This window comes from Clostridium sp. UBA7791 (assembly GCF_002480755.1).
Taxonomy (GTDB): Bacteria; Bacillota; Clostridia; order Clostridiales; family Clostridiaceae; genus Clostridium_J; species Clostridium_J sulfidigenes.
Genome location: NZ_DLCT01000003.1, coordinates 210,165 through 233,929, shown reverse-complemented (window position 1 = coordinate 233,929; position 23,765 = coordinate 210,165). Strand labels below are relative to the sequence as shown.

Below are 23,765 nucleotides of genomic sequence, written 5' to 3'. Positions count from 1 at the left end.
CTTATACACCTTCTTTAATTTTACTCATAACCAAATTTAGATTATCCATATTTTTTACAGAAAATGATTTTAAGTTTAAAATTATTTTTTCCATCTCCGGAGGTTTTATTATATTATACTTTTTCATAAATACTACCTTGTTACCTAAGTAAAATTCCACTTTTACATCTTCTATTACATCTTTACTTCTAAAGTAAATTGTTATATCTTTATCTATAGAATTTAAATCTATGCTTTGTGGTACTACATATAGAAATTCTTTTTTATCAAAGGTTATATCCACTAATTTTCTATAACTATTTTCTTCATAAGTTGCTGCCTGTTCTCCAGCATATTTCCCACTTTCTGATACATAATCTACTAAATCATTAACATGAAGAGAATTTCCACAGGAAAATACCCCATTTACACTTGTCCTAAAGTTATGATCTACCTTTGGTCCTTTGGTTAATGGATCAATTTCTATATTCAAACTTTCTGCTACCTCATTTTCTGGTATTAATCCTACTGATAATATTAATCCATCACACTTAATTATCTCTTCTGTTCCATCAATGAGCTTCATATTTTCGTCAACTCTACATGTTTCAACTGCTGAAACTTTGCTCTCCCCTATTACCCTAGTTACTGTATGGGATAAATGTAATGGAATATTATAATCTTCTAAGCATTGCATAATATTTCGGCTTAATCCTGAAGGAGTACTTTTCATTTCATACACACCTATAACCTTTGCACCTTCCAAGGTTAACCTTCTAGCCATAATTAATCCAATATCTCCACTTCCTAAAATCACACAGTTTTTACAAGGTAGATAACCCATGATATTTGTTAAATATTGTGCTGTTCCTGCTGAATATATGCCAGCAGGTCTATCTCCATTTATAAAAACTTGTCTAGACGTTCTCTCTCTACACCCATTGGCTAAAACTAACGCCTTAGAGCTAACCTGAAAAACATCTTCTCTTGAATTTATTAAGGTTAATATAAAACTATCTCCTACCTTTTCTACTTTACTTACAAATGTTGATGTATATATTGATATATCTTTTCCCATAATCTTTCTCATATATCTATCAGCATATTCTGGTCCACTAAGTGTCTCATTGAAGGTAATTAATCCAAATCCATCATGAATACATTGTTTTAATATTCCACCTAATTTTTTTTCTCTTTCAACAATTAATGTTTTACTTCCCTTCTCATTAGATGCTAATGCTGCTGCAAGCCCCGCTGGACCTCCACCTATAACTATTACATCAAAGTGAAATTTATTGTCTTTCATTTAATTTCACCTCATTATCATTTATTGTAAGATTATTATATTTACTTTGTACTTTTTCTATAAGAATGTTAGAATATTTACCTTTCTTAGTTATTTCATCAAAACTTTTACCATATTCCTCATTAATAATCTTTAATACCTGTGGTAAACAAAATCCTCCTTGACACCTACCTGCTCCAGCCTTAACTCTTCTTTTAATAGCATCTACTGTATCCACTTTTATTGGACTTCTTAAAGCATCCTGAACTTCACCTTTGCTTATTTCCTCGCATCTACAAATTATTTCACCATATTCTGGTTTCTCTTTTATTAGCTTAGCCTTTTCCTCAAAGGACATATTTCTTACTTCTGGTATTGCTTTTCTTATTGGATTCCAATAATCTTTTTTCTTTAACTGTATTTTTTCAGCTAGTAATCTACAGGTTATCTTCTCAATTTCCTCTGCTATAGCTGGTGCAGATGCAAGACCTGGTGATTGGATACCTGCTGCATAAATTAAATTATCAACACGTTCAGATCGTTCAATGATAAAATCTTCTTCATAAGTAGCGGCTCTTATTCCCGCATAATATGTTATTACATCACCATTAGATAATTTAGGTACTACAGGTAAATGCTTTCTTAATATATTCTCTATATTTGTTGAATTTGTAGAATAATCTTCTCTAAAGGGTTGTTCATAAGCATCAGGCCCTACCAAAATATTTCCATCTATTGTTTTTATAATACCTCCACCTTTGGTATTTCCTTTAGTCAGGTTTAAGCTTGGCTTAGCTACCACTCCATTAATTAAAGAACCTTTCTTTCTATCTAGTATTAGCGTCTCTCCTTTTCTTGGATGTATTGTGAAAAACTGATCATGTGCCATATTAGCAATTTTATCAGCAAAGATTCCAGCTGCATTTATAATTACCTTAGGATATATTAATCCTCTATTTGTATTTACTCCAATAATCTCATTTCCATCCATAAGGAATGATTCTACTAAGGTATCTAAGGAAAAATCGACTCCATTCATAGCTGCATTTTCTGCAAAAGCATAGGTCATCCTATAAGGAGATAATATACCTGTTGTTCCAAAATGAACTGCCCCAACTATATTCTCCGTCACATTTGGTTCTATTTTTTTTACCTGTGCCTTATTTAAAATAACTACATCCTTTACTCCAGCCTTCCGTGCTCTACTCATAAGGTAAGGTTTAGCTAACCTTATAAATCCTCTATCAAAAAGCACTGTAGAGCCACATCTTTCAAAAGGTACCCCTAGCTCTTTTGTAATCTTTGAATAAAGCTCATTACCTCTAACATTAAATATGGACTTTTTACTTCCTATAGGAGCTTCTATACCTGGATGTATCATCCCATCATTTCTTGATGATGTGTGCATTGCCAAATCTGATTCTTTTTCAAGCAATAAAATAGACATTTCCCACTTTGCAAGCTCTCTAGCAATAGCACATCCTATAACTCCTCCTCCAATAATGAGTACATCTACCCTTTTCCCATTTAAATTTGAATCTCTTATAATCGGTGCTTTAATTATAGGTATTTTTAAACCTTTCACAGTTATTTGGTTTACTACACCCTTGTATCCTCTTTTAGATGCAAGTTTACCAGCTTTAATAACCATATCCCAACTCTCTACCTGCCCTTCTAAAATAATGGAAGAGTTCCATTCCCTGCAGTAAATCTCTTTATAAACCTCTTTTTGTATAAGTTTTTGAACCTTTTCATATTTTTTTATCATTACATATCCCTTCCTTAGGATGTTCGGACATCTTAACTTCTCTGTATATACTATGATTTAACTATAAAATAAATACTTATTTTTAATAATTTATCATAGGTACATAGTATAAATTTTCTGGAACTATAAAATTTAAATAATAGAATGGTTCTTCATTATTTTCTTCATATATCCATCTTTCCATAACTAATACTCTTGTAGTTTCATCTATTTCTAACAGACTTTTTTCTTCGCTATTAGGAATTCTAATAGTTATCGTCTGATCTACCTTTGATATGTCTACCTTTAAATCATTTATAATCATACTTGCCAAGGATTTCTTAAAATCAAATTTACTATTATCATTAGAAAACTGCTGTGAAAAATATGAATTCTCAATGGCTACCGGGATTTCTTCAACAGTTCTTAACCTTTTTACATAAAGGCACTTTTGATTCATTTTCCATCTCATCTTATTTGTTAATTCCTCGCCTGGGATAAAAAAATTCTCATCTAGTATTTTGTTGCTAATCTTTATTCCCTTAGTTCTTAATGTAAAAGTTAAACTAATAAGTGGCTCAAATCCCAAAGAAGGCTTATCTCTTAAAACAAAGGTACCAATTCCTTGTTTCTTATACAGATACCCTTGACTAACTAATAAGTCTATAGCTTGTCTTATTGTAGCTCTACCTACTTCATAGTTCTCCATCAGTTCCCTTTCAGTTGGAATTCGAGAATTAACCTCCCATCTACCACTTATAATTGCCTTGGTTATTTCTTCTTTTACTTGTATATATAACGGTGTTTTATTATATCTATCTATCATTATTAATTCCTCCAATGTTTTTTATATTTATATGCTGGATGATTTATATGATTACCAATTTATTAACATGTTGAGGATTATTTATATCTTATGATTTATATTGTTAAACTATAAAAAGGCAACCTGAAACTATTTTTCAGGCTGCCTTATATAATATTTTATAATATACTAACACCAATTTATTTAACTTTCCTATGATATTTTAAAATGAACATATTTCTCAAGAATAACTTACTTTTGAAATTATTTTTAAACTTATATGTGATTATCAATTGATTTCATTGTCTTTGAATACTTCTTATAGTAAAAATATCCTAACACTGCCCATAAAATCACCAATACCATAGAAGGTCTACTTAATCTTGCAGGAGAACCTGGTATTATCAATAATCCTATGAATACTAGCCCTATAAAAGCCCCCAATGCTGAAAAATATTTGTCAACTCCTATTGAGTTTTTAAACCCAATATAACATACATAAAAATATGCTACTGCAGCTAGTAAGGATGACATATCTACAATATAAATAATAACTTCTCTACCAAACCATGGCGCTATTAAACTGACTACGGCTATAAATTTAACTCCATTTTCGAAAACATCATTTTTATTTTTCTCTTTGTACTTTGCTGGGATAAGTTTATATCTCGACAAAGCTCCAATTAACTTGCTACTCCCTAACATAAACCCATTTATCCCCCCTGCTACTGCACCAGCTAGGGATATTATTAGTAGAATAAAACCTATATATCCCATATTATCAAGTACTGCAGACCCTAAAGCCCACTGCTCCAATAAGGCTTTCTCTGGAGTATAAACTAGACCTGTTGTAATATTTAATAGGTTATAAAAAAGTACTCCAGCAAATATTGCTAGTAATGCCATTCTTGTAGCTTTTGGTGCTTCAAAATTCAAATCTGTGGATACTTGGGGTATTACATCAAAGCCAACAAACAAGAAGGGTACTATAGCAAAAACTTTTACTACTTCAGTAATATTAAACTTATAGTTATTAATATAGGTATCCCTAATCAAGCTGTGGTCTACCTTCATAAACATGAAAGCAAACACTATAATTACATTTACCACCATTAATAAAATTAAGATGTTCTGTACCATGGAACTCAATTTCAATCCTTTGATATTAATATAAGCAAATACAAGAATTATCAAGCTGGCAATGATAACCTCTGACAAGTATACTGGATAACCTGCTATTTGATATAGATATATAAAATCCACTGCTGAACCAAATAATCTTTTAAGCACCAATACAAAGGCTGTGGCATTAAGTGGAACCATACTTATATAACACAATGTCAAGGACCAGCCTACTATAAATCCATTTCCCTTTCCTAAGTTATTGTAAGTATAAGAGAATTCTCCCCCATCTTCATTATGCTTCTCCATCATTATGTGATAACCCTTTTGTATAAAAACAATAGCAAGACCACCAAGTATGAAACCGATGGCCGTGCTAATAATACCACTTTCATGGAGAAACTTTGAACCTGGCAAGGTAAATGAACCCCATCCAATAATAGATCCTAATGCTAAGGCTAATATGTCTATTCTGTTCAACTTTTTCTTCATAAAATTCAATCCTTAATTAAAATTATATTCTGTAACTATCTTTGCTCTTCCTGTTACTTGATCTTGATAATATTCGTAGCAACAAATACCTAGATAAGAACCAGATATATTGATTACATTATCATATCCACTATTTTGTAGTGCCATTACTGCATTATAACTTCTTTGACTTGAACGACAATGTAAATATACCGGTTTATCCTTTGGAATTTCAGACATTCTTTCTCTAATTTCACTTAATGGAATATTTACTGAATTCTTAAGATGTCCTTGTTCATATTCATGCTTCTCTCTTACATCTACAATAAATTCATCCTTTTCTACTAACTCCCTAACTATTGTTACTGGTACTTGTCTAAACTTACCATATAATAAATTTAGTCCTACTAAAGCTGCAAAATTAACTACATCTTTTGCTGTTCCAAATAAAGGAGCATAACATAACTCTAATTCCTTTAAATTCTCTAAGGTTCCACCCATTGTTATCATTGTTGCAATTACATCTATTCTCTTATCTACATTTCCTTTTCCTATAGCCTGTGCTCCAAGAATTCTTCCCGTTGGATATTCATATATTAATTTGAAATGCATTGGATTACTATCTGGCATTAAGCCAACTTTATCTCCTGGAATAATGTATACAAAATCATAAGAAATACCTGCTGCTTTAGCAGCTTTTTCATTTAATCCTGTAGAAGCTGCTCCTAGATCAAATACTTGAACTACAGATGATCCTATAACTCCATTATTATTGTGATGAATATTATACATATTATCAGCTGCTGCCCTAGCCTGTCTTTGAGCTGGTCCTGCTAAAGCCAGCCTTGAAGTTTTATGTGTTAAGCGATTATAAACTTCTATAGCATCACCTACAGCATATATATCTTTATCATTAGTCAAATAGTTATGATCAACTTTAATGCCTCCAGTTACTCCAATTTCAAGTCCTGCATCCTTAGCTAATCCTGTTTCCGGACTAACTCCAATTGCCATTACTACAACTTTTGCAGCCACCTTTTTACCTGATTGTAATTCTACAAAGTCTTCATCTATCTTCTTAACTCCATCACTTAATATAAGGTTTACTCCCTTATCCATCATTTCCTTGTGAAGTATTTGGGCCATATCATAGTCAAAAGGACTCATTATTTGATCAAGTGCTTCTATAAGACTTACATTCTTATCTGCTAAACATAGGTTTTCCGCTACTTCAATCCCTATAAAACCACCACCAACAACAGCAATATCCTTAATATTGTTACTATCAATATAATTCTTTAATTTCTTTATATCAACTACATTTCTTACTGTAAATACATTGGAACCTGTTACTCCTTCAATACTTCTTGGCAATATTGGATTAGCCCCTGGAGATAAAACTAATTTGTCATAGGACTCTTCATATTCTTCTCCTGTAAGAAGGTTCTTAACTACTACTTTTTTATCATCTCTTATAATTTTTATAACTTCACTATTAACTCTAGCTTCAATATTATATTGATTTTTGAACTGTGTTGGACACATTAAAACTAAATCGTCACCATTTTCCACCATGCCACTTAAATGAAATGGTAAAGCGCAGTTAGAAAAAGATACATGAGGTCCCTTCTCAAACATAATTATTTCTGCTTTTTCATCAATTCTACGTGCTCTTGCTGCAACTGAAGCTCCTCCAGCAACTCCTCCAATAATTAAAATTCTTTTACCCATAACAATGATACCTCCTTTTAATGTTGCTTAAATAGTCTTTTAGCTAGTGTATTTCCTACAATACCACCAACTACCATGAAAATTAAGAAAATCCAACCGGAAAGTGAGAAATTTGCAATTGGAGTATATAATGCTCCTACATTACATCCATTAGCAAGTCTAGTACCTAATCCCATAGTAATTCCGCCTAGTGCATATAGTAATACTTCTCTTACTGTAATGTGCATCTCTGACATAAATGTTTTCTTAAACTTACCAGCAGTTAACAAGTATATACTAGTTCCAATGAGTATTCCAAAGTTTTGCACTGAAACAGCATGTTCAAAGAATGGAACAAGATACGCCTTTGCTGGCATTTGAGTAAAGGCTGCCAAAGATTCTGGTGAAATTCCAAATATCATCAAGAATTTACCAAACCATATTCCATAAGGAGTAGATGCGCCCCATCCAGCCTTAGTAATTCCCATTAACAAAGCAAATAATATCCCTATAACTACAGCCCCTTGCACTAATGTCCAAGGTTTTACAAATAATCTGTTGTATGTTGTTTCACTTAAAAGCTTGTAATTCTTAGTGTCTAATACCTCATTTTCATCCTGTACCTTTTCCATTGAGTGACCAGTATAAGTATTATTTTGCTTACGACTTCTCTCGTAACGGTATGATATAAATACAACTACTCCACAAAATAATGCCATTAATACTAAGGCACCTAGATATCCTTCAAGACCATCCCATTTAAATAGATCTGGTAGGAATACACCTCCTGCCAACTTTTCACCTACTGGAGTTGAAAGCCAAGAGTTCTTAACCCATCCTACAGTATTTTGTATAGGGAATCCTAAGAATACTCCTAACCCAAAGAAGATTAATGTAATAAACGCTCTAGGAAGACCTGTTATTAAGTCCGTAAGTACTCCTGATGCACAACATGATGAAAATGACATACCAAACCCAAATAGTATTGCCCCTAATATAAGACCAAAGTTAATTGGGTTTATCCACAGATCGTAACTAGCTGGATCTGCCTTGAATAAAAATGCAGTAGTCAATAAAGATGAGATAAAGAACAAGAACATTAGTGTCCTCATTAATTTTGTTGATCCTGTGTTAAATGCACGATTAACACTACCTGCAAATCCTGTATAAGCCCTAGATAAAGCATAACCTAATCCCACACCCACTAAAAGTCTAAAAAATAGCATGTCAGTTTTTAATAATGTCTTTCCTAAAAGTAATACTAGTAAAATTCCTATAAATCCTAAAATTTGTTCAGTCTTTTTCATTTTTTTCCTCCTTATACTTTTAATTTAAAATTCAGTGTGATTTTTTTAACAATATTTGGTACAAAGTGGTTGTGTTTTCGTTTACATCATACCTTGTTATCTTTATAATAAAATTCTATTACATATTATTCTTTTTCCATAGAAACTAAATGTTATATACCATAACACTTCCCTTTAACCAATTTTAAAATATGCCTAATAAAAATAAATATATTTATTTCTGTGTAATATACTAGTAAAATAGAATATATGTATAATTATTTTTAGGATGTGACTATATGAATCTTGAATATCTTGAATCATTTTATATAACAGTGAAATATAATAGTATCTCAAAAGCAGCACAAATTCTTCACCTTACCCAACCTGGTCTCAGTGGTCAGCTTAAGAGCTTAGAAAATGAATTAGGTGTAAATCTTTTAAATCGAAGTAATAAAGGTGTAGAATTAACAGAAGAAGGAAAAGTAGTATTTAACTATGCAGATACTTTACTTTCTATTCAAGGAAATATTAAAAGAGATTTGATTAACTTGCATCAAGAGCAACCAAAGTTAATGATTGGTGCTTGCAAAAGTGTGGGTGAATATGCTCTTCCTTGTAGTATTTTTACCTTTAAACATCTCCATGAAGAAGTTGACATTCGTATGGCGGTAATAAATTCAAGGGAAGTTATTCAAAAACTACAAGAACACGATATTAATATTGGAATCATTCAGCATGATCCAATGTTAAATGATATTTCTACTCAACCTATTATTTCGGATGAGCTTTTGCTAGTAGGAAATAGTGATAATTCACCTAAAAGAATTTCTATGGAAGAATTAAAACATATTCCACTAATTTTACGAGAACAAAATTCTGGAACTAGATATGTAATTGAAAAATCATTAAAAGAAAAAAATGTAACTGTAGAAGAGTTAAATGTGATTTATGATTTAAATTCTCCCGAATCTATTAAGTCTTCTATTCTTTCGGGAAAAGGTTTTTCTTTTTTACCAAAATTAACAGTTGCTCAAGAACTAAAAAAACAGTCTATTCAAATCGTTGAAGTAGAGGATTTTAAAATTTCTTTCAGTTATTATATAGCTTCAAGAAAAAAATATACACTTACAAAGCACGAGCAAATGTTTGTAGATTTTATAATTTCTAATAAAAGAGGTTTTTGTTAAAAAAAGAGGACACATGTCCTCTTTTCCATTTTTATATAAAGAATTTAACTAAAATCTTAACTCCTACCCATGTACCCAACATTACAAAAATACCAAAAACCCAAGCGTGTAAGGAAAAAGACGGTATACCGCTGAAAAAAGCACCAATGTTACAACCAACGGCAAGCCTAGTTCCATATCCCATCATAATTCCTCCTAAAAGAGCAATTATAAACTGCTTTTTACTCTTTATTTTCTTCCATTTAAATTGGGAAGCTAATAACGTTGCAACTAAAGATCCTAAAATAACACCTATATTTAAAATTGTATATTGATTAATAAATATGTTTCCATTGGAAATTATAGGACCGTAGTAAGATTGAAAATGACTAAAATACTCCCATTTAAAGGGGTCTAACCCAAACCATTGTAGTATGCCAATACCCCATAATAAAAAACCACTAGTTATTTGCCAGCTTATACCAATTAGACCTAGTAAAATTACATTCATTACTCCTAATAAAATTCCACCTACCCAATAAGGCCAAGGTTTCTTAAGATATTTTATTATAGACTTCATTTTATCTCTCCCCTATTTTCCTTTTGGCTTTTGAATATATACTTCCCACTCTCCTCTACCTAATTCCACAAGCTGTATGGGATATTCCTTTTCTAGTGCCCACTTCTCTATATCAATTGCTACACAACTATGATCGCAATTAAGAATTAAAATATCTCCTGGCTCCATTGTTTTAAGCTCCTGCATTGCCCTTAGCAAAGGAATAGGACATAATTCGCTTAAACAATCTACCTTTCTTACTGTCATATAAGCTCCTCCATTACAATTATTTCAAATGTCTATTTTCATACCTTAATGCTAATTTATATAAAATTATTAATACAACTATCTGCACTAAAACAACAATTTTCAAATCAAAATGCTCTAAAAAGTAAATGGTCTTAGCATCCTTAATAAAATGCTCATACCAAAAAGAATAATCCTTAGCTCCTAGTAAGGTTCCAATTATGAATCCTATAAGGACAACCCAGTGTAAAGCATGTCCTTCTCCTATTCTCATCAATACACCTGAAGCACAGCCTCCAGCTAAAACCATTCCAATACCAAATATGAAAGCACCAATCATTACATGAATACCTACTGAACTAACTGCTCCTGGAATCAAATTGTAATCAATACCTTTATTATGAATATATCCAGATTGAATTACAGCAAAACCTACAGTACTTACAATCATAGCTAGTATCATCCCTCTTAACCCTCTTGTATTTCCACTAATAAAAGGATCTCTAAATGCTGCTGTAAAACAAAATCTCGAATATCTTAAAATAATACCAATTATAATACCTACACCTAAACATACAGCATAATTAAACTTGCTTTTCCAAAGTATAGCACACATTATTAATGTAATTAAAAGCAATGCAACACCGTAAGGAATCTGAGAATTTTCCTTTTTTACTTGACCTTGCCGTTGCTTAATCAATTCATCCATTTCTTTTGACAACATATTATCATCCCTTTAAATAAAATTAATATTTCGTGCCTCAAAATTATATATTATGCCCATATCATAAACCAATAATATATATTGGTCAATATTTTAATAAAAAAACAATTTGCTACCAATACTAAAATTATGGTAGCAAATCATATTTATATTTACATGAATTTTCTTTTATATAAAATGTTATTTTTTCAGATGATTTATTTAAAAACACCCTAAACTAATCTTCATGAAGCCAGCATCTAGACCAATGTCCTTTAAAAACCTCTTTTAAATCTGGCAATTCACTTCTGCATTTATCACAGGCTTCATGACAACGATCTGAAAATCTACATCCCTTTGATAATTGTGATAGATGTGGAACATATCCTTCAATTGTATCTAATCTCCTTTTTTTATCATCTATTCTTGGAATACATTCCATAAGCTTTTTAGTATATGGATTTATAGGCTCTTCAAATAGTTCTTTATTTGGTGCTATTTCCATAACTTTTCCACAATACATTACCACTACTTCATCTGCCATCTCTGCTACTACTCCCAAATCATGGGTATTTAATATTATGGACATATTGTATTCACTATTAAGTTTACGTAATAGATCTAAAATTTCTGCTTGAATTGTAACATCCAAAGCCGTTGTAGGTTCATCTGCTATTAATATTTTAGGATTACAAGCTATTGCCATCGCTATCATAAGTCTTTGTCTCATTCCCCCACTAAACTGATTAGGGAGCTGATGATATCTTTCTTCTCCATCCGTAATACCAACGGCTTTCATTAACTCTATAACAACCTTTTGAGCTTCCTTCTTACTAATTTTTTTATGAATTATGAGAGCTTCTGCAATCTGTTCTCCTACCTTATTCATAGGATTTAATGTTGTCATTGGATCCTGATATATCATAGATATTTCATTTCCCCTTATTTGTCTCATTGCCTTTTCACTCTTTTTAAGCAAATTTTCTCCTTTATAATGTATTTCTCCATGAATTATTTTTCCTGGAGCATCAATTAACCCCATGATAGATAAAGCAGTCACACTTTTACCACTTCCAGACTCTCCGATAATCGCCATTGTTTTACCTTCATCTAGGGTAAAGTTTATATCATCTACTGCAGGATATTCCTTTCCATTCAAATAAAAATATGTTTTTAAATTCTTAACCTGAAGTAATGTCATCTTATCCCTCCTTAATGAAATTTTGTCTTAGGTACTATAATATCTTTTAACACATTAAAAATCAGAAAAATAAAATAGTAAAAAATCGCCAGAAATAAAATAAATGTAGTAAAGGCTATTCCACCTTCATATGGTGGAATCAAATCTGTTGTATAAAAAAGTATCATATAAAATCCCATTCCTCTAAAGTAAAATAATCTTTCTACTATAATAAGACTTGAAAACATTATACCCATAACTGTTGGAAATCCAGATAACACTCCATAGATTATGCTTTTCATCATGTGGTTTTTTATAATTTGAACCCTAGAACATCCCTTTCCCCTAGCTGCCAGTATATATGGCTTTTCAAAATTTTCTTCTATTGTAGTAGCTGTTATCCTTGCAATATATGCTGCTGGAAGTATTGATATTGATATTATAGGGTAAATTGCATTTACAAATCCTTCATCTCCCAATGCTGGCAGTGGCCCTAAACCCAATAATGAAATTCCGTTGTTATATAAGTATATAGCACCCATCTGTACAAGTACTATTGTTAATATATCTGGGATTGAAAGAGGTATTAGAGATTGCAGTAATTTTATTGTTCCACTCCTCTCCCTCTTTCTACTATCTATAATTCCTTTAGGAATTCCAATAACAACTGCTAAAAGCGTTCCAAAAAATAATATAAATAAGCTTTTAGTTGCTGTTTTAAGTAATAGTTGTCCTATAGTTTCTCCCTGAACCTTAATATTAAATTCTTCACCTCGCAAAAATATTTTAAAGTTATTTCTTATGTTTTCGATAACTCCATCCATATTCATATTAGGTGTGTGTTTTCCATTGTATGAAACTATATCAAAATCTAATGGTATTCCTGTTACAGCTATAACAAGAAATACAATTACAAGGAGTATTAATATATTCATAAAAACTTTTTTAGTTACCACCTTTAATATTTCAGCTTTCATTTTTACTCCTCCCATCTTCATATAAATGGCAAGAAACTAACCTTCCATTATCAAGTTCTATAAGTTCTGGCTCAACAGTTTCACATTTAGCCACTCTTTTAGGACATCTATTGTGGAATGCACATCCTGATGGTATATTCATTGCACTAGGTATTTCACCTTGAAGCTTTATTCTATCAATGCTTCTGCTAGGCTCTGGTACTGGTGAAGCAGACATTAATGCTTCAGTATATGGGTGCTTTGGAGAGTCAAATATATCATCTACACTACCTTTTTCTACTATTTTTCCAAGATACATCACTGCTACTTTGTTACTAACGTGCCTTATTACACTTAGATCATGGGATATAAATAAATATGATAAACCAAACTCTTCTTGAAGATCCATAATAAGATTGAGTATCTGTGATTGAACAGATACATCTAAAGCTGATACAGATTCATCACATACTACAAACTTAGGTCTTGTTGCCAAAGCTTTGGCTATTGCAATTCTTTGTCTCTGACCTCCACTAAATTCATGAGGTAACTTATTAGCATCCTGTGCTGATAATCCTACCATTTCAAGTAATCTTAACACCTCTTTTTTGTATTCTAATGGCTTAACTATATTGTGTATTTGAAGTGGTTGAATCAAAATATCTTCAATAGTCATTTTATAATCTAATGCAGAATAGGGATTTTGAAAAACTATTTGTAAATTCTTTCTTAGCTTTCGGAATTCTTTGTTGCTAATGGTACTAATATCTCTTCCTTCTAAGAATATCTTTCCGTCACTTGGTTCTAAGAGTCTTAACATCAATCTCCCTATGGTTGATTTACCACTTCCTGACTCTCCAACAAGACCCAAAGTCTCTCCCTTTTCTATTTTAAAGTTAACACCATTTACTGCATGTACAACCCCTTTATTCACACCAAAAATTTTGTCTTTTATTAAAAATTGTTTAGTTAGATTTATTACTTCTATCATGGTTTTTCTCCTTTTCAAAGGTTTCTTACTAATCCATCATATAAGAATTCATTGTCATGGTATCTAATATAATTTGTCCAATATCTTTCATTTTTTTATAATTTACATTTTCTAAGATGTCAATACTACTATTAACTCCCTCTGTGGAAGAATTCCCTATTGCCACACTTGAAAGTGCATTTAAGCTCAAATTATTCATAGCTTTTGTAGTTGTATAATCATTATGAAATCTTTGGTATTTCACATCCATTTGTTTAAGTCGCTTTTCCATTCCCAGCCCCATAAGATAATTACTTTTCTCTCTTATCTGAGCTTTAGCAGTAATAATATTTAAATTTTCATCCTTACTATAACCTGGATAGCTTATATCAAAATAATAGTACTTATGTGATATTGCCATATTTACAGGTATATTTCTTGTTATATTGTAATCATAGGAACCATCAACATTTGAGTACTTCATAAAATCATATTCATTGTCCCAGAATATAAATTGAATTGATTTTTCCAATGGTTCCTTTGCAATAGACAACATCCTTGCCACCTCCAGCGATATTGCAGTAGGAGTTGCTGTCATTGCATGTGTAATTTGAGTTTCATTTATATGAACACCATCATAGCTTGCTCCTATTAATATTAATTCGCCTGGATCTTCATATGTTTTGTCTTTTCCAGGTAAAAACGCAGTAATATTTCGTCCATTATATTTAGGCATCTCTGGATAATCAAGGTCTATTTCAACTTCTCTGTAACCAGCTTCTAACTCCAACCTTAAATTATCAAAGGGAACAATAATAGTAGATTCAGAAAGGTATACGTTGGTGTTTGTATTGTAGCCTTCTGATAATATAAACTGTATATCACTAACTGCTTTATTATTAGGATTATTAGTAGTATTCTGAGATTCATTTCCTAGACCATTGAAATTTCTCTCAATTGAAAAAAACTCTGTACCCTCTGGTATATTAATTATATTTTCAGGTTCTGCAGCAACTCCTTTATAATGCAATTCTTCTTCTGGAGTATCATTAAATATATTTTTACTTACAGATATAATTGTAAAGTCTTGATTAAGATAGTAAGTCTTATTCTCACCTTTGTCATCTTTAAGCTTTATACACCCTGATTCAATTACCACAGGAGTCAAAGTTTTAGGCTTTTGTGCAAAACTTTCATTTTTTATTTTATCTGTAGTTTCTATTAATGATATATCTAGGGTATTCACCTGATATCCATAGGATTTTAAAGTATCAATTATATATTCTCCAGCTAAATATCCACCTTCAGTTCCAGCTACCCTACCTCCATATTTGTCCTTTGTAAGTTCTTCAAGATGTAATTTTGCTTGATCTATGTCAAATTCATAAAGGCTTGGATGCCAAGGGATTATCACCCATGTAATAATTCCTATTATAATTAAACTCTTGATAATTACAGGTTTGTAGTATTTCTTAATGTCCTTAATTTGAGATATAAACATTTTTGGTGATATTAGATAACCAATTTTTCTAATAGAACTAATCACTCTAGAATCTCTCTTTTGAAATTCTATTTTTAATCCTTCTCCTGTAAGGTTTATCCCAATGATTGCAATACTAAAAACCAATATAGGATAAAGGGTCATCCAATATGTTGCTTGGTATTTTTCAACATTTTCTGCAATTCTAGAAAGGCTACCTCCCCATTCAGGTTCTAAATTCATTGCATAATTTGCCTTAAAAGCTAGTTCATTGATAGATCTTGTTACTCCAACAAAAATTTCAAGAACTGCTAACTGAGCAATTAAAAACAACGCCATACCCATTTCTTTAAAAAATAAGCTTATACTAGTTGGTAATATGTGAGGTAAAACATTTTGACGTGCTATTTGCAGTTTTGTCTTCCCTATAGCTATCTCACCTTCAATAAAATCTTCTTCCATAACCATCCTAGTTGAATCTTCAATTATTCCAGCCAACTTTGCCCATCCCACAATGGTAAGTACTATTGCAAAAGCAAAAATTGATTTATCCATTTGTAGATTTCTGAAATATCCAATGTTCAAAATTACAAAGCTAAATAAAAGCATAGGTATAGCAGTAAAAAATGTATTAAATATTTTTATTATATTTGAAATAAACTTTATACCCATTCCTGCAGCTAATCCAAGGGGAAGAGCTAAAATCATTCTAAATATACCTATAAGTAGTGCTAACTTTAATGTATTTCTTGTTCCATATACAAGCCTTGAATATACATCCCTTCCAGCATCATCTGTTCCAAAAATATTATCCTTATTAGGCGGCATTGGGTTGTAAGCGAACTTTTTCACCCACTCACCTTCCTCTTTGTACTCTATATACTTAGGTGCTTCTTCAAAAAGAGGATCCTTTGATGTGAAAAATTCTGGGTAAAAGGCCACAATTGCTAGAAATATTACAATTATACTTCCAAGAAGTAGTGGAAAATTTATCTTTTTCATTTTATAGGTACTTCCCTTCAAATAATATTTTACTCATAAGTATATTTTTATTCTATATGTAAATTAATAGTTATATACTTGTCTATTATTTTATCTAATCGTAAAGGTTTCATCAATGAATTTCAAATGCCATATTTCAACATTAATCGTAAAACCCCAATATTTTTTCAACATAAAAAACCAGCAAAGATTATTATTTTTAATCTTAACTGGTTTATACATGGATTCTTGTATAACTTTCTTTAGCATTATTGTGATATTCTAATATATAACTTCTAATTTCTAATCACATTCAAATTCAATATTAAAATTTATTTTTATTCTCTATCATTTTAAAATTATTATATACACAACTATACACCTGTAATGCTATTTAAATAACATTCCTGTTATAAAGCTAAATGAACTTTTTAAAAAAGAAACTCCACTGATAAAATACTGGATATAAAGACTTGTAATTCTTATACCTAATTAATAATTATCAGTGTAGGTACTCAATATAAATTATACACAAATATAAATAATCATAACATACTTTTTAAACACCGTACTATTCAATTTTCAAAGATAATTTTATCTAACGTACTTCCTAAATCGTAAATCTGTATATTATCTTTTCAACTACATAAACTATTGTTGAAAGGTGGTCATTATATGAAAAAATTTACTGTTATGCTATTAATCTTGATAACTCTAATGTTTGGTGCATCTGCTTCTACTCCTGCATTTGCCCAAAATCTATTCAAAGAAGGCTCATATAAATTATCAGACTTCGTTCCTGCAAAAAACAATTCTTACTTCGTTCAGAATATTTCATCAAAAGGTAATTGTTACTTCGCAGTTATGGGTGAAAATGATACCTTATTACAAGTTATATACCTAACTCCAAAATCGTCAAGATATAATCTAATTCCTCTTAAATCAGAATATAAAATTTTTATAGTTGGAGATGGTGAAATATTCATTAAAGGTGTTGATTAATATATATTTTTCTATTTAATCTTAAATTAGTAATAAATAAAATATATATTATTGATATGTATTCCCTTTACAAATACTATAAAATTTTTATTTTACATTATTTTTTGACTACATAAACTATTATCGAAAGGTGGCTATTATATGAAAAAATTTACTACCACATTAGTAATTTTGATTGCATTAATACTTAGTACTTCTATTGTAGCTCTTGCATCTGACAACACTACTTATAAAGAAGGTATTTACACATTATCAGACTTTGCTCCTACAAAAGATAATCTTTATACTATCCAAAACATTTCATCAAAGGATAATTCTTACTTAATAGTTATGGATGAAAATCTTACTTCACTGCAATTTCTACGTTTAGAGCCTAAATCTCCAATACATGATTTAATTCCTCTTACTCCCAAATATAGAATTGTTATATTTGGTGCTGGAGAAGTACTTATAAAACCAGCAAAATAAAATATACATTTACTATTTCATTGTCATATGAGAATACCGCCTTACAGCAGTGCTCTCATATGACCTTATTCTTGATCTTAATTTATATTTTCATATAATAAATAGTTATATATTAAACTATTTATATATGTTAATAGGAAACTATATAACTAGTTAAATAGTTGTTGTGGTCTCAAGGGTTTCAGATATTTTGTTATTTTGAAAGAAGTAAAAGTAGTCAATGATATTCTATAACTAAAAGGATTAAAGATGATACTGTTGATATCTTAGAATCTGTTCTAAAAACAAAAACTTCCGACATATAAAAAACATATCGGAAGAATGTCTGAAGTTTAAACTATTCCATCTTGTTTAACTCTTATAAATTGCCCTATTGCTTAATTAGATTGACTACACATTCTACATGATGTCCTTGAGGGAACATGTCTACTGGTTGCAGCTCTACAGCCTTATAGCCTAATCCTTCAAAAACTTTCAAATCTCTTGCTAATGTTGCAGGATCACATGATACATAAACAATCCTTTTAGGTCTTACTTCTGCTATGGCATGTAGAAGTGATTCCTCACAGCCCTTTCTTGGAGGGTCTAGCATAATTACATCTGGGTGTATTCCACCTTCAATTAGTTTTGGAATTTCTTCTTCTGATTTTCCTACTATAAATTCCACATTTTTTACATTATTAATTATTTTGTTTTCATTAGCATTTTCTATAGCTTCTGGTATTATTTCAATTCCATATACCATTTTAGCTTTTTTAGATAAGAACAGTGATATAGTCCCTGTACCACAATATGCATCAAATACAATCTCGTTTCCTGTAAGACTTGCATATTCTAATGCTTTTTTATATAGAATTTCTGTTTGTACAGGATTTACTTGAAAGAAAGATAATGGTGATATATTAAATCTAAATTCACCTATATAATCTGATATTGTATCTGTTCCCCATAGAGTAATAGATTTGTTACCTAAAATCACATTTGTTTTATCCTTATTTACATTTTGAATTATAGATTTAAGATTTAAAATTTCTTCTCTAAGAGATTTTATAAGTGGTTTTATATTAGGTAACTTTTCTCCATTAGTAACTATTACAACCATTACCTCCTTAGTCTTAAACCCCTCTCTAATCATTATATGTCTAACTACACCACTATGATTTTTTTCATCATAAGGAGTTACTTTATTCTCTTTCATCCATTCCTTAAGGATCTTAACAACTTTATCACCTATTTTACTTTGTATATAACAGTGATCCATATTGATTATTTCATGAGATCTTGGTGCATAAAATCCTACTACTATATTTCCATCATTATTTCCAACTGGTAACTGAACCTTATTTCTATAGTTATATGGGAAATCCATACCCATAGTATTATGTACCTTTAATCCTTCTATCTTTCCTACTCTTTCCATAACATCCTTTACTCTTTGAGTTTTAAAGTTAAGTTGTTCTTCATAGGATATATGTTGAAGATTACAGCCTCCACATCTCTTATAAATTGGGCATATGGGTTCTGTCCTATATTTAGATGAGAGAATTACATCTAATAGTTTACCTATTCCATAGGTTTTACTTACTTTTATAAGCTTTATCTTTACTGTTTCACCCTTTATGGCTCCTTTAACAAACACAGTAAAGTTATTTATTTTACCTACCCCTTCTCCTTCATGTCCATATCCTTCTATCTTAATTATATAATCCTTATTCTTCGCAATTTCTATATCTGCATGATTATTATTTAATTCTAAAATAAGATTTTCTATCTCTGCTTCTCTTTCTTCACTTTCCCTATCCTCTTTTAGAAATCTTTCTTTTTCTAATGAAGCTTTCACTCTTTCTCTCTCTTCTTTTTCAGCTTCTTCTATAACTTTAACCTTACTTATCTCTTTACGTATTTTCATAAAACCACCCTTTATTAGCTTCTAATTAATTTTAATTTTATCAGAAAACTAGTCAATTAACCATAATAAGTAGTCATAATATAAAATTAAAGTAAGGGCAACTTTAGATTATTAATAAAATTAACTAAAGTTACCCTTACTATAGTGAATTAAATCTTAAAAGTTTCACAGTCTGTTCTATTACTACTTATTGCACCTACCCCATTAATGTGTACAAAGTTTGCAACGCAATCCTTATTGATATTATACCTACAGTTTATTGCATCACATATTATTCTTGGTCCTATACCTCCAGCGAAGTTATTAAAGCTTTGTTTTACTTCTCCTCCAATATTCATATTATATACATTTGAAAGAGAATTTTTTATTCCCATTTCTGTGAAGCTTCCACACTGAGTATACTCACTAGAGTGAGCATTTGCTCCTTGTACATGGATAGTATTAGCGGTGCACATTCCAGAGTTGTTGTGTGTACAATTAGTTGCATTACATGCTAAATTTCCACTCATTCATAGCACTCCTATTCTTAATTATTTTCTTAAGTCATTAGATAATACTATTATGTGGAAAAATATTTTTTTTATGCACGGGGTAGGTCTAAAATTATAGCTACTTCTTAATGCTAATATATCTAAATTAAAACTCTCGAAAAAATTAAAGACACCCTTAACGGGTGTCAATAATGAATCAGTTGCCAAAAATGTTATATTTTAAGTCTTATCCATTGGATTATTAATTATACATTAAATTTCAGATAATTTCAATATTTTTTATAAAATTTACATAAATACCATAATTATCTTAATTTTAAAATAATTCCTTGGATGAAACTACTTAATATTAGCTTTGCCGCTATATACCATTCCTACTTTTGAGTCCATAGTTATAAAACATCCAGATTTTATAATTGAAGATGCGTTTTGTGCGTTATATATAATAGGAATGTTTCTTGATGCACATTCTAGTAATACACTAGAACTCATCTCATCGCTTTCTACTATTATTCCACCAACTTCATTAAGCACATCTGAAAAATCTCTACTTAATTTATCTACTATAATAATTTGCTTTTCATCTAAAGAATTAAAAAACTTCTTAGAATTATTTACATGCATTACTGTTCCAAAGGCTGTACCAGAATTACTTCCTTTACCTTGTAAAAGTACATCTCCTATAATATGAACCTTCATCATATTTGTACTACCTATGTAGTTCATCGGTATTCCTGCAACAATTACTACAAGATCACCCTTCTTTACATAATTAGCTGCTAATGCAATTTCTGAAGTCTTATCTATTAATTCATCTGTATCTTTTAATTTTGGAGTTATTACAGGGAACACACCCCAATTTAGTGCTAAACTTCTTGCAACCCTTTCATAAGGAGTACAAGCTATTACTTCACATTCCGGTCTATATTTAGATATTTGTCTTGCTGTTTGACCACTTTGAGTCGCTGTAATTATTGCTGATGCATTTAACTCCATTGCTGTTGTACATGTAGCTACACTTATAGCATTAGGCACATTAGCAACATGTAACTTTCTTCTTTTCTTGAGACTTTCCTCGTAGTTTATATATTCCTCTGCCTTCATAGCTATTTGAGACATAGTTTTTACAACTTCTACTGGATATTTACCACTAGCAGTCTCTCCACTTAGCATTATAGCATCAGTTCCATCAAAGATCGCATTAGCTACATCTGAAGCTTCTGCTCTAGTAGGTCTTGGATTTCTAATCATAGAATCTAACATTTGAGTTGCAGTAATTACGGGCTTTCCAGCTTCATTACATTTTTGTATAATCATCTTCTGAACTACTGGTACCTCTTCAGTAGGAATTTCCACTCCTAAATCCCCTCTTGCTACCATAATTCCATCAGAATATCTTATAATTTCATCAATATTATCTACGCCTTCTCTATTTTCAATCTTTGAAAATACTTGAATATAATCTCCACCATTCTTATCAAGAAGATGTCTTATATCTAGAACATCTGTACCTTTTCTTATAAAAGATGCAGCTACTATATCTACTTCACTTTCTATACCAAACATTAAATCTGCTATATCTTTCTCTGTTAATGCTGGAAGATTTAATTTAACTCCTGGCACATTCATTCCCTTGTGATTTCCTATAACTCCTGTATTTTCAACATGAGTTTTTATTTCTTTACCTTCTATAGATAATACTTTTAATGCCACTAATCCATCATTTATTAAAAGTATGTTTCCTGGTTTTACATCTTTATATAGGTTTTTATAAGTAATAGAACATTTAGTTTCATCTCCTATAATATCCTCTCCACAATGAACTATAAAAGTTGTTCCTTCTTTAAGTTCTACAGTTCCATTTTCAAAGTTTCCAGTTCTAATCTCTGGCCCCTTTGTGTCAAGTAATATAGCAATATGCTTTTCTAATTCAGCTCTTGCTTCCTTAACCATATCTATTCTTCTCTTATGTTCTTCATGACTTCCATGAGAAAAATTTAATCTGGCAGCATTCATACCATTTTCAATTAACTTTTTTATAATTTCCTTTTCATCAGTAGTAGGTCCCATTGTACAAACAATTTTAGTTTTCTTCATAGTTATCCTCCTTTATATTACATAGACTTAAATTTTTTTGCCTAGATAACTTTATCAATGTATAAAATTATATTAAAAAATTTGTAACTCTACAATATCTATAACCCATTAATTCGACAAATCTACACTTAATTTATATAACTCTTCATTAAAACATGATTTTAAATCTAAAGCTTCTTTTATATCTATATCTATAATTTTATTTGCCTTTATACCAATAAGTCTTGCTGTCTTTCCTTCTAACAACACTTTTACCGCTTTACTACCCATTCTTGAAGCTAAAATTCTATCAAAAGCACTTGGACTTCCGCCTCTTTGTATATATCCAAGCACAGTTGCCCTAGTCTCTATACCCGTTATTTTCTCTATGCTTTTAGCTAATTTCTGTGCTCCACCTACACCTTCAGCTAAGATTATAATATTATGAAGCTTACCATTACGTTTTCCTTTGAAAATATTCTCACATATATCTTCAATAGTGAATTTTTTTTCTGGAACTATTACCTGTTCAGCCCCACCAGCAATACCTGAAAATAAAGCTAAATCCCCACAGTTTCTTCCCATAACTTCAATTACACTCACTCTTTCATGGGAGCTAGATGTATCTCTAATTTTATTTATGGCATCAATAGCTGTATTTAAAGCTGTATCAAAACCAACGGTATAATCTGTATAAGGTAAATCATTATCTATAGTACCTGGTATTCCAACTGTTGGTATACCTAAATCACTTAATTCCTTAGCTCCTCTAAAGGATCCATCTCCACCAATGACTATAATTCCATCTATTTTAAGGACTTTAATAACATTAAGTGCCTTCTGTCTCCCTTCAGGTGTTCTAAACTCTTCACTTCTAGCAGTCCTTAGGATAGTACCACCTCTTTGAATTATATCAGAAACAGAGTGTCTATCCATCTCAAATATTTCCCCATTAATAAGCCCATTAAATCCCCTATGTACTCCAAATACCTGGACTTCATTTTCAATTCCAATCCTAACTACAGCTCTTATTGCTGCATTCATTGCTGGTGAATCTCCACCGCTAGTCAATACTGCAATTTTTTTCACTATATTACCCCCTAGCTTTATTGTGGTTATTATTTATTTAAATCTCTACTTACTTAACTTAAGTTTAATGTTTAGAGTTAC

The 23,765-nt window shown here is 30.8% G+C and carries 21 protein-coding genes; 3 read left to right on the top strand and 18 right to left on the bottom strand.

Annotation, left to right across the window (positions count from 1 at the left end; genetic code table 11):
* Nucleotide 1: 1 nt before the first annotated feature.
* From B3Z56_RS02635 to B3Z56_RS02610, 6 genes are all read right to left on the bottom strand, one after another.
* The gene (locus tag B3Z56_RS02635) at nt 2–1,285 is read right to left on the bottom strand and encodes an NAD(P)/FAD-dependent oxidoreductase (RefSeq protein ID WP_346878172.1); all 1,284 of its coding nucleotides are present in this window, start codon (nt 1,283–1,285) and stop codon (nt 2–4) included.
* Entirely contained in the window at nt 1,272–3,032 is a 1,761-nt protein-coding gene (locus B3Z56_RS02630) for an NAD(P)/FAD-dependent oxidoreductase (protein WP_346847650.1), read from the bottom strand. Before B3Z56_RS02630 ends, B3Z56_RS02635 begins: the two co-directional genes overlap by 14 nt.
* Nucleotides 3,033–3,114: 82 nt before the next feature.
* Nucleotides 3,115–3,837 carry a GntR family transcriptional regulator gene (locus tag B3Z56_RS02625; RefSeq protein ID WP_346847651.1) on the bottom strand — a complete coding sequence of 241 codons (723 nt, stop codon included), beginning with the start codon at nt 3,835–3,837 and terminating at the stop codon, nt 3,115–3,117.
* A 255-nt stretch (nt 3,838–4,092) separates the two neighbouring features.
* Nucleotides 4,093–5,430 carry an APC family permease gene (locus B3Z56_RS02620; protein WP_346878171.1) on the bottom strand — a complete coding sequence of 446 codons (1,338 nt, stop codon included), beginning with the start codon at nt 5,428–5,430 and terminating at the stop codon, nt 4,093–4,095.
* A gap of 12 nt (nt 5,431–5,442) precedes the next feature.
* Entirely contained in the window at nt 5,443–7,140 is a 1,698-nt protein-coding gene (locus B3Z56_RS02615) for an FAD-dependent oxidoreductase (RefSeq protein WP_346878170.1), read from the bottom strand.
* A gap of 17 nt (nt 7,141–7,157) precedes the next feature.
* On the bottom strand, nt 7,158–8,426 hold the full coding sequence (locus tag B3Z56_RS02610; protein ID WP_346878169.1) for a YeeE/YedE family protein: 1,269 nt from the start codon (nt 8,424–8,426) through the stop codon (nt 7,158–7,160).
* Between the two features lie 278 nt (nt 8,427–8,704).
* Between B3Z56_RS02610 and B3Z56_RS02605 the strand changes: the two genes are divergently transcribed.
* Entirely contained in the window at nt 8,705–9,595 is an 891-nt protein-coding gene (locus B3Z56_RS02605) for a LysR family transcriptional regulator (RefSeq protein ID WP_346878168.1), read from the top strand.
* 31 nt (nt 9,596–9,626) lie between these two features.
* On the opposite strand, the gene B3Z56_RS02600 is transcribed toward B3Z56_RS02605, so the two are convergent.
* The 8 genes from B3Z56_RS02600 to B3Z56_RS02565 all read right to left on the bottom strand — a co-directional run bounded on the left by B3Z56_RS02600 (nt 9,627) and on the right by B3Z56_RS02565 (nt 16,919).
* Nucleotides 9,627–10,154, bottom strand: a complete 528-nt coding sequence (locus B3Z56_RS02600; RefSeq protein ID WP_150841602.1) for a YeeE/YedE thiosulfate transporter family protein — start codon at nt 10,152–10,154, stop codon at nt 9,627–9,629.
* Nucleotides 10,155–10,166: 12 nt separating this feature from the next.
* Nucleotides 10,167–10,400: a sulfurtransferase TusA family protein gene (locus B3Z56_RS02595; protein ID WP_035132122.1), complete on the bottom strand. Its 234-nt coding sequence runs from the start codon at nt 10,398–10,400 to the stop codon at nt 10,167–10,169.
* 19 nt (nt 10,401–10,419) lie between these two features.
* Nucleotides 10,420–11,100 carry a YeeE/YedE thiosulfate transporter family protein gene (locus B3Z56_RS02590; protein WP_346847813.1) on the bottom strand — a complete coding sequence of 227 codons (681 nt, stop codon included), beginning with the start codon at nt 11,098–11,100 and terminating at the stop codon, nt 10,420–10,422.
* A gap of 220 nt (nt 11,101–11,320) precedes the next feature.
* The gene (locus B3Z56_RS02585) at nt 11,321–12,283 is read right to left on the bottom strand and encodes an ABC transporter ATP-binding protein (protein ID WP_346847655.1); all 963 of its coding nucleotides are present in this window, start codon (nt 12,281–12,283) and stop codon (nt 11,321–11,323) included.
* 11 nt (nt 12,284–12,294) lie between these two features.
* Nucleotides 12,295–13,239: an ABC transporter permease subunit gene (locus tag B3Z56_RS02580; protein WP_346878167.1), complete on the bottom strand. Its 945-nt coding sequence runs from the start codon at nt 13,237–13,239 to the stop codon at nt 12,295–12,297.
* On the bottom strand, nt 13,229–14,209 hold the full coding sequence (locus B3Z56_RS02575) for an oligopeptide/dipeptide ABC transporter ATP-binding protein (protein ID WP_346847657.1): 981 nt from the start codon (nt 14,207–14,209) through the stop codon (nt 13,229–13,231). Before B3Z56_RS02575 ends, B3Z56_RS02580 begins: the two co-directional genes overlap by 11 nt.
* Nucleotides 14,210–14,237: 28 nt before the next feature.
* The gene (locus B3Z56_RS02570) at nt 14,238–16,670 is read right to left on the bottom strand and encodes an ABC transporter permease subunit (RefSeq protein WP_346878166.1); all 2,433 of its coding nucleotides are present in this window, start codon (nt 16,668–16,670) and stop codon (nt 14,238–14,240) included.
* A 90-nt stretch (nt 16,671–16,760) separates the two neighbouring features.
* Nucleotides 16,761–16,919, bottom strand: a complete 159-nt coding sequence (locus tag B3Z56_RS02565) for a hypothetical protein (RefSeq protein WP_346876631.1) — start codon at nt 16,917–16,919, stop codon at nt 16,761–16,763.
* Nucleotides 16,920–17,324: 405 nt separating this feature from the next.
* Between B3Z56_RS02565 and B3Z56_RS02560 the strand changes: the two genes are divergently transcribed.
* Nucleotides 17,325–17,651 carry a hypothetical protein gene (locus tag B3Z56_RS02560; protein ID WP_346876632.1) on the top strand — a complete coding sequence of 109 codons (327 nt, stop codon included), beginning with the start codon at nt 17,325–17,327 and terminating at the stop codon, nt 17,649–17,651.
* Nucleotides 17,652–17,792: 141 nt separating this feature from the next.
* Nucleotides 17,793–18,119, top strand: coding sequence for a hypothetical protein (locus B3Z56_RS02555; protein WP_346876633.1), 327 nt, complete (start codon nt 17,793–17,795; stop codon nt 18,117–18,119).
* A gap of 370 nt (nt 18,120–18,489) precedes the next feature.
* On the opposite strand, the gene rlmD is transcribed toward B3Z56_RS02555, so the two are convergent.
* The 4 genes from rlmD to pfkA form a co-directional block, all read right to left on the bottom strand.
* Nucleotides 18,490–20,028, bottom strand: coding sequence for a 23S rRNA (uracil(1939)-C(5))-methyltransferase RlmD (rlmD, locus tag B3Z56_RS02550; protein WP_346876634.1), 1,539 nt, complete (start codon nt 20,026–20,028; stop codon nt 18,490–18,492).
* 149 nt (nt 20,029–20,177) lie between these two features.
* Nucleotides 20,178–20,537: a DUF1540 domain-containing protein gene (locus B3Z56_RS02545; RefSeq protein ID WP_346847660.1), complete on the bottom strand. Its 360-nt coding sequence runs from the start codon at nt 20,535–20,537 to the stop codon at nt 20,178–20,180.
* Between the two features lie 321 nt (nt 20,538–20,858).
* A complete protein-coding gene (pyk, locus tag B3Z56_RS02540) occupies nt 20,859–22,616 on the bottom strand; it encodes a pyruvate kinase (protein ID WP_346876635.1) in 1,758 nt (585 codons plus the stop codon).
* A gap of 108 nt (nt 22,617–22,724) precedes the next feature.
* Nucleotides 22,725–23,684 carry a 6-phosphofructokinase gene (gene pfkA, locus B3Z56_RS02535; protein ID WP_346876636.1) on the bottom strand — a complete coding sequence of 320 codons (960 nt, stop codon included), beginning with the start codon at nt 23,682–23,684 and terminating at the stop codon, nt 22,725–22,727.
* Nucleotides 23,685–23,765: the final 81 nt, after the last annotated feature.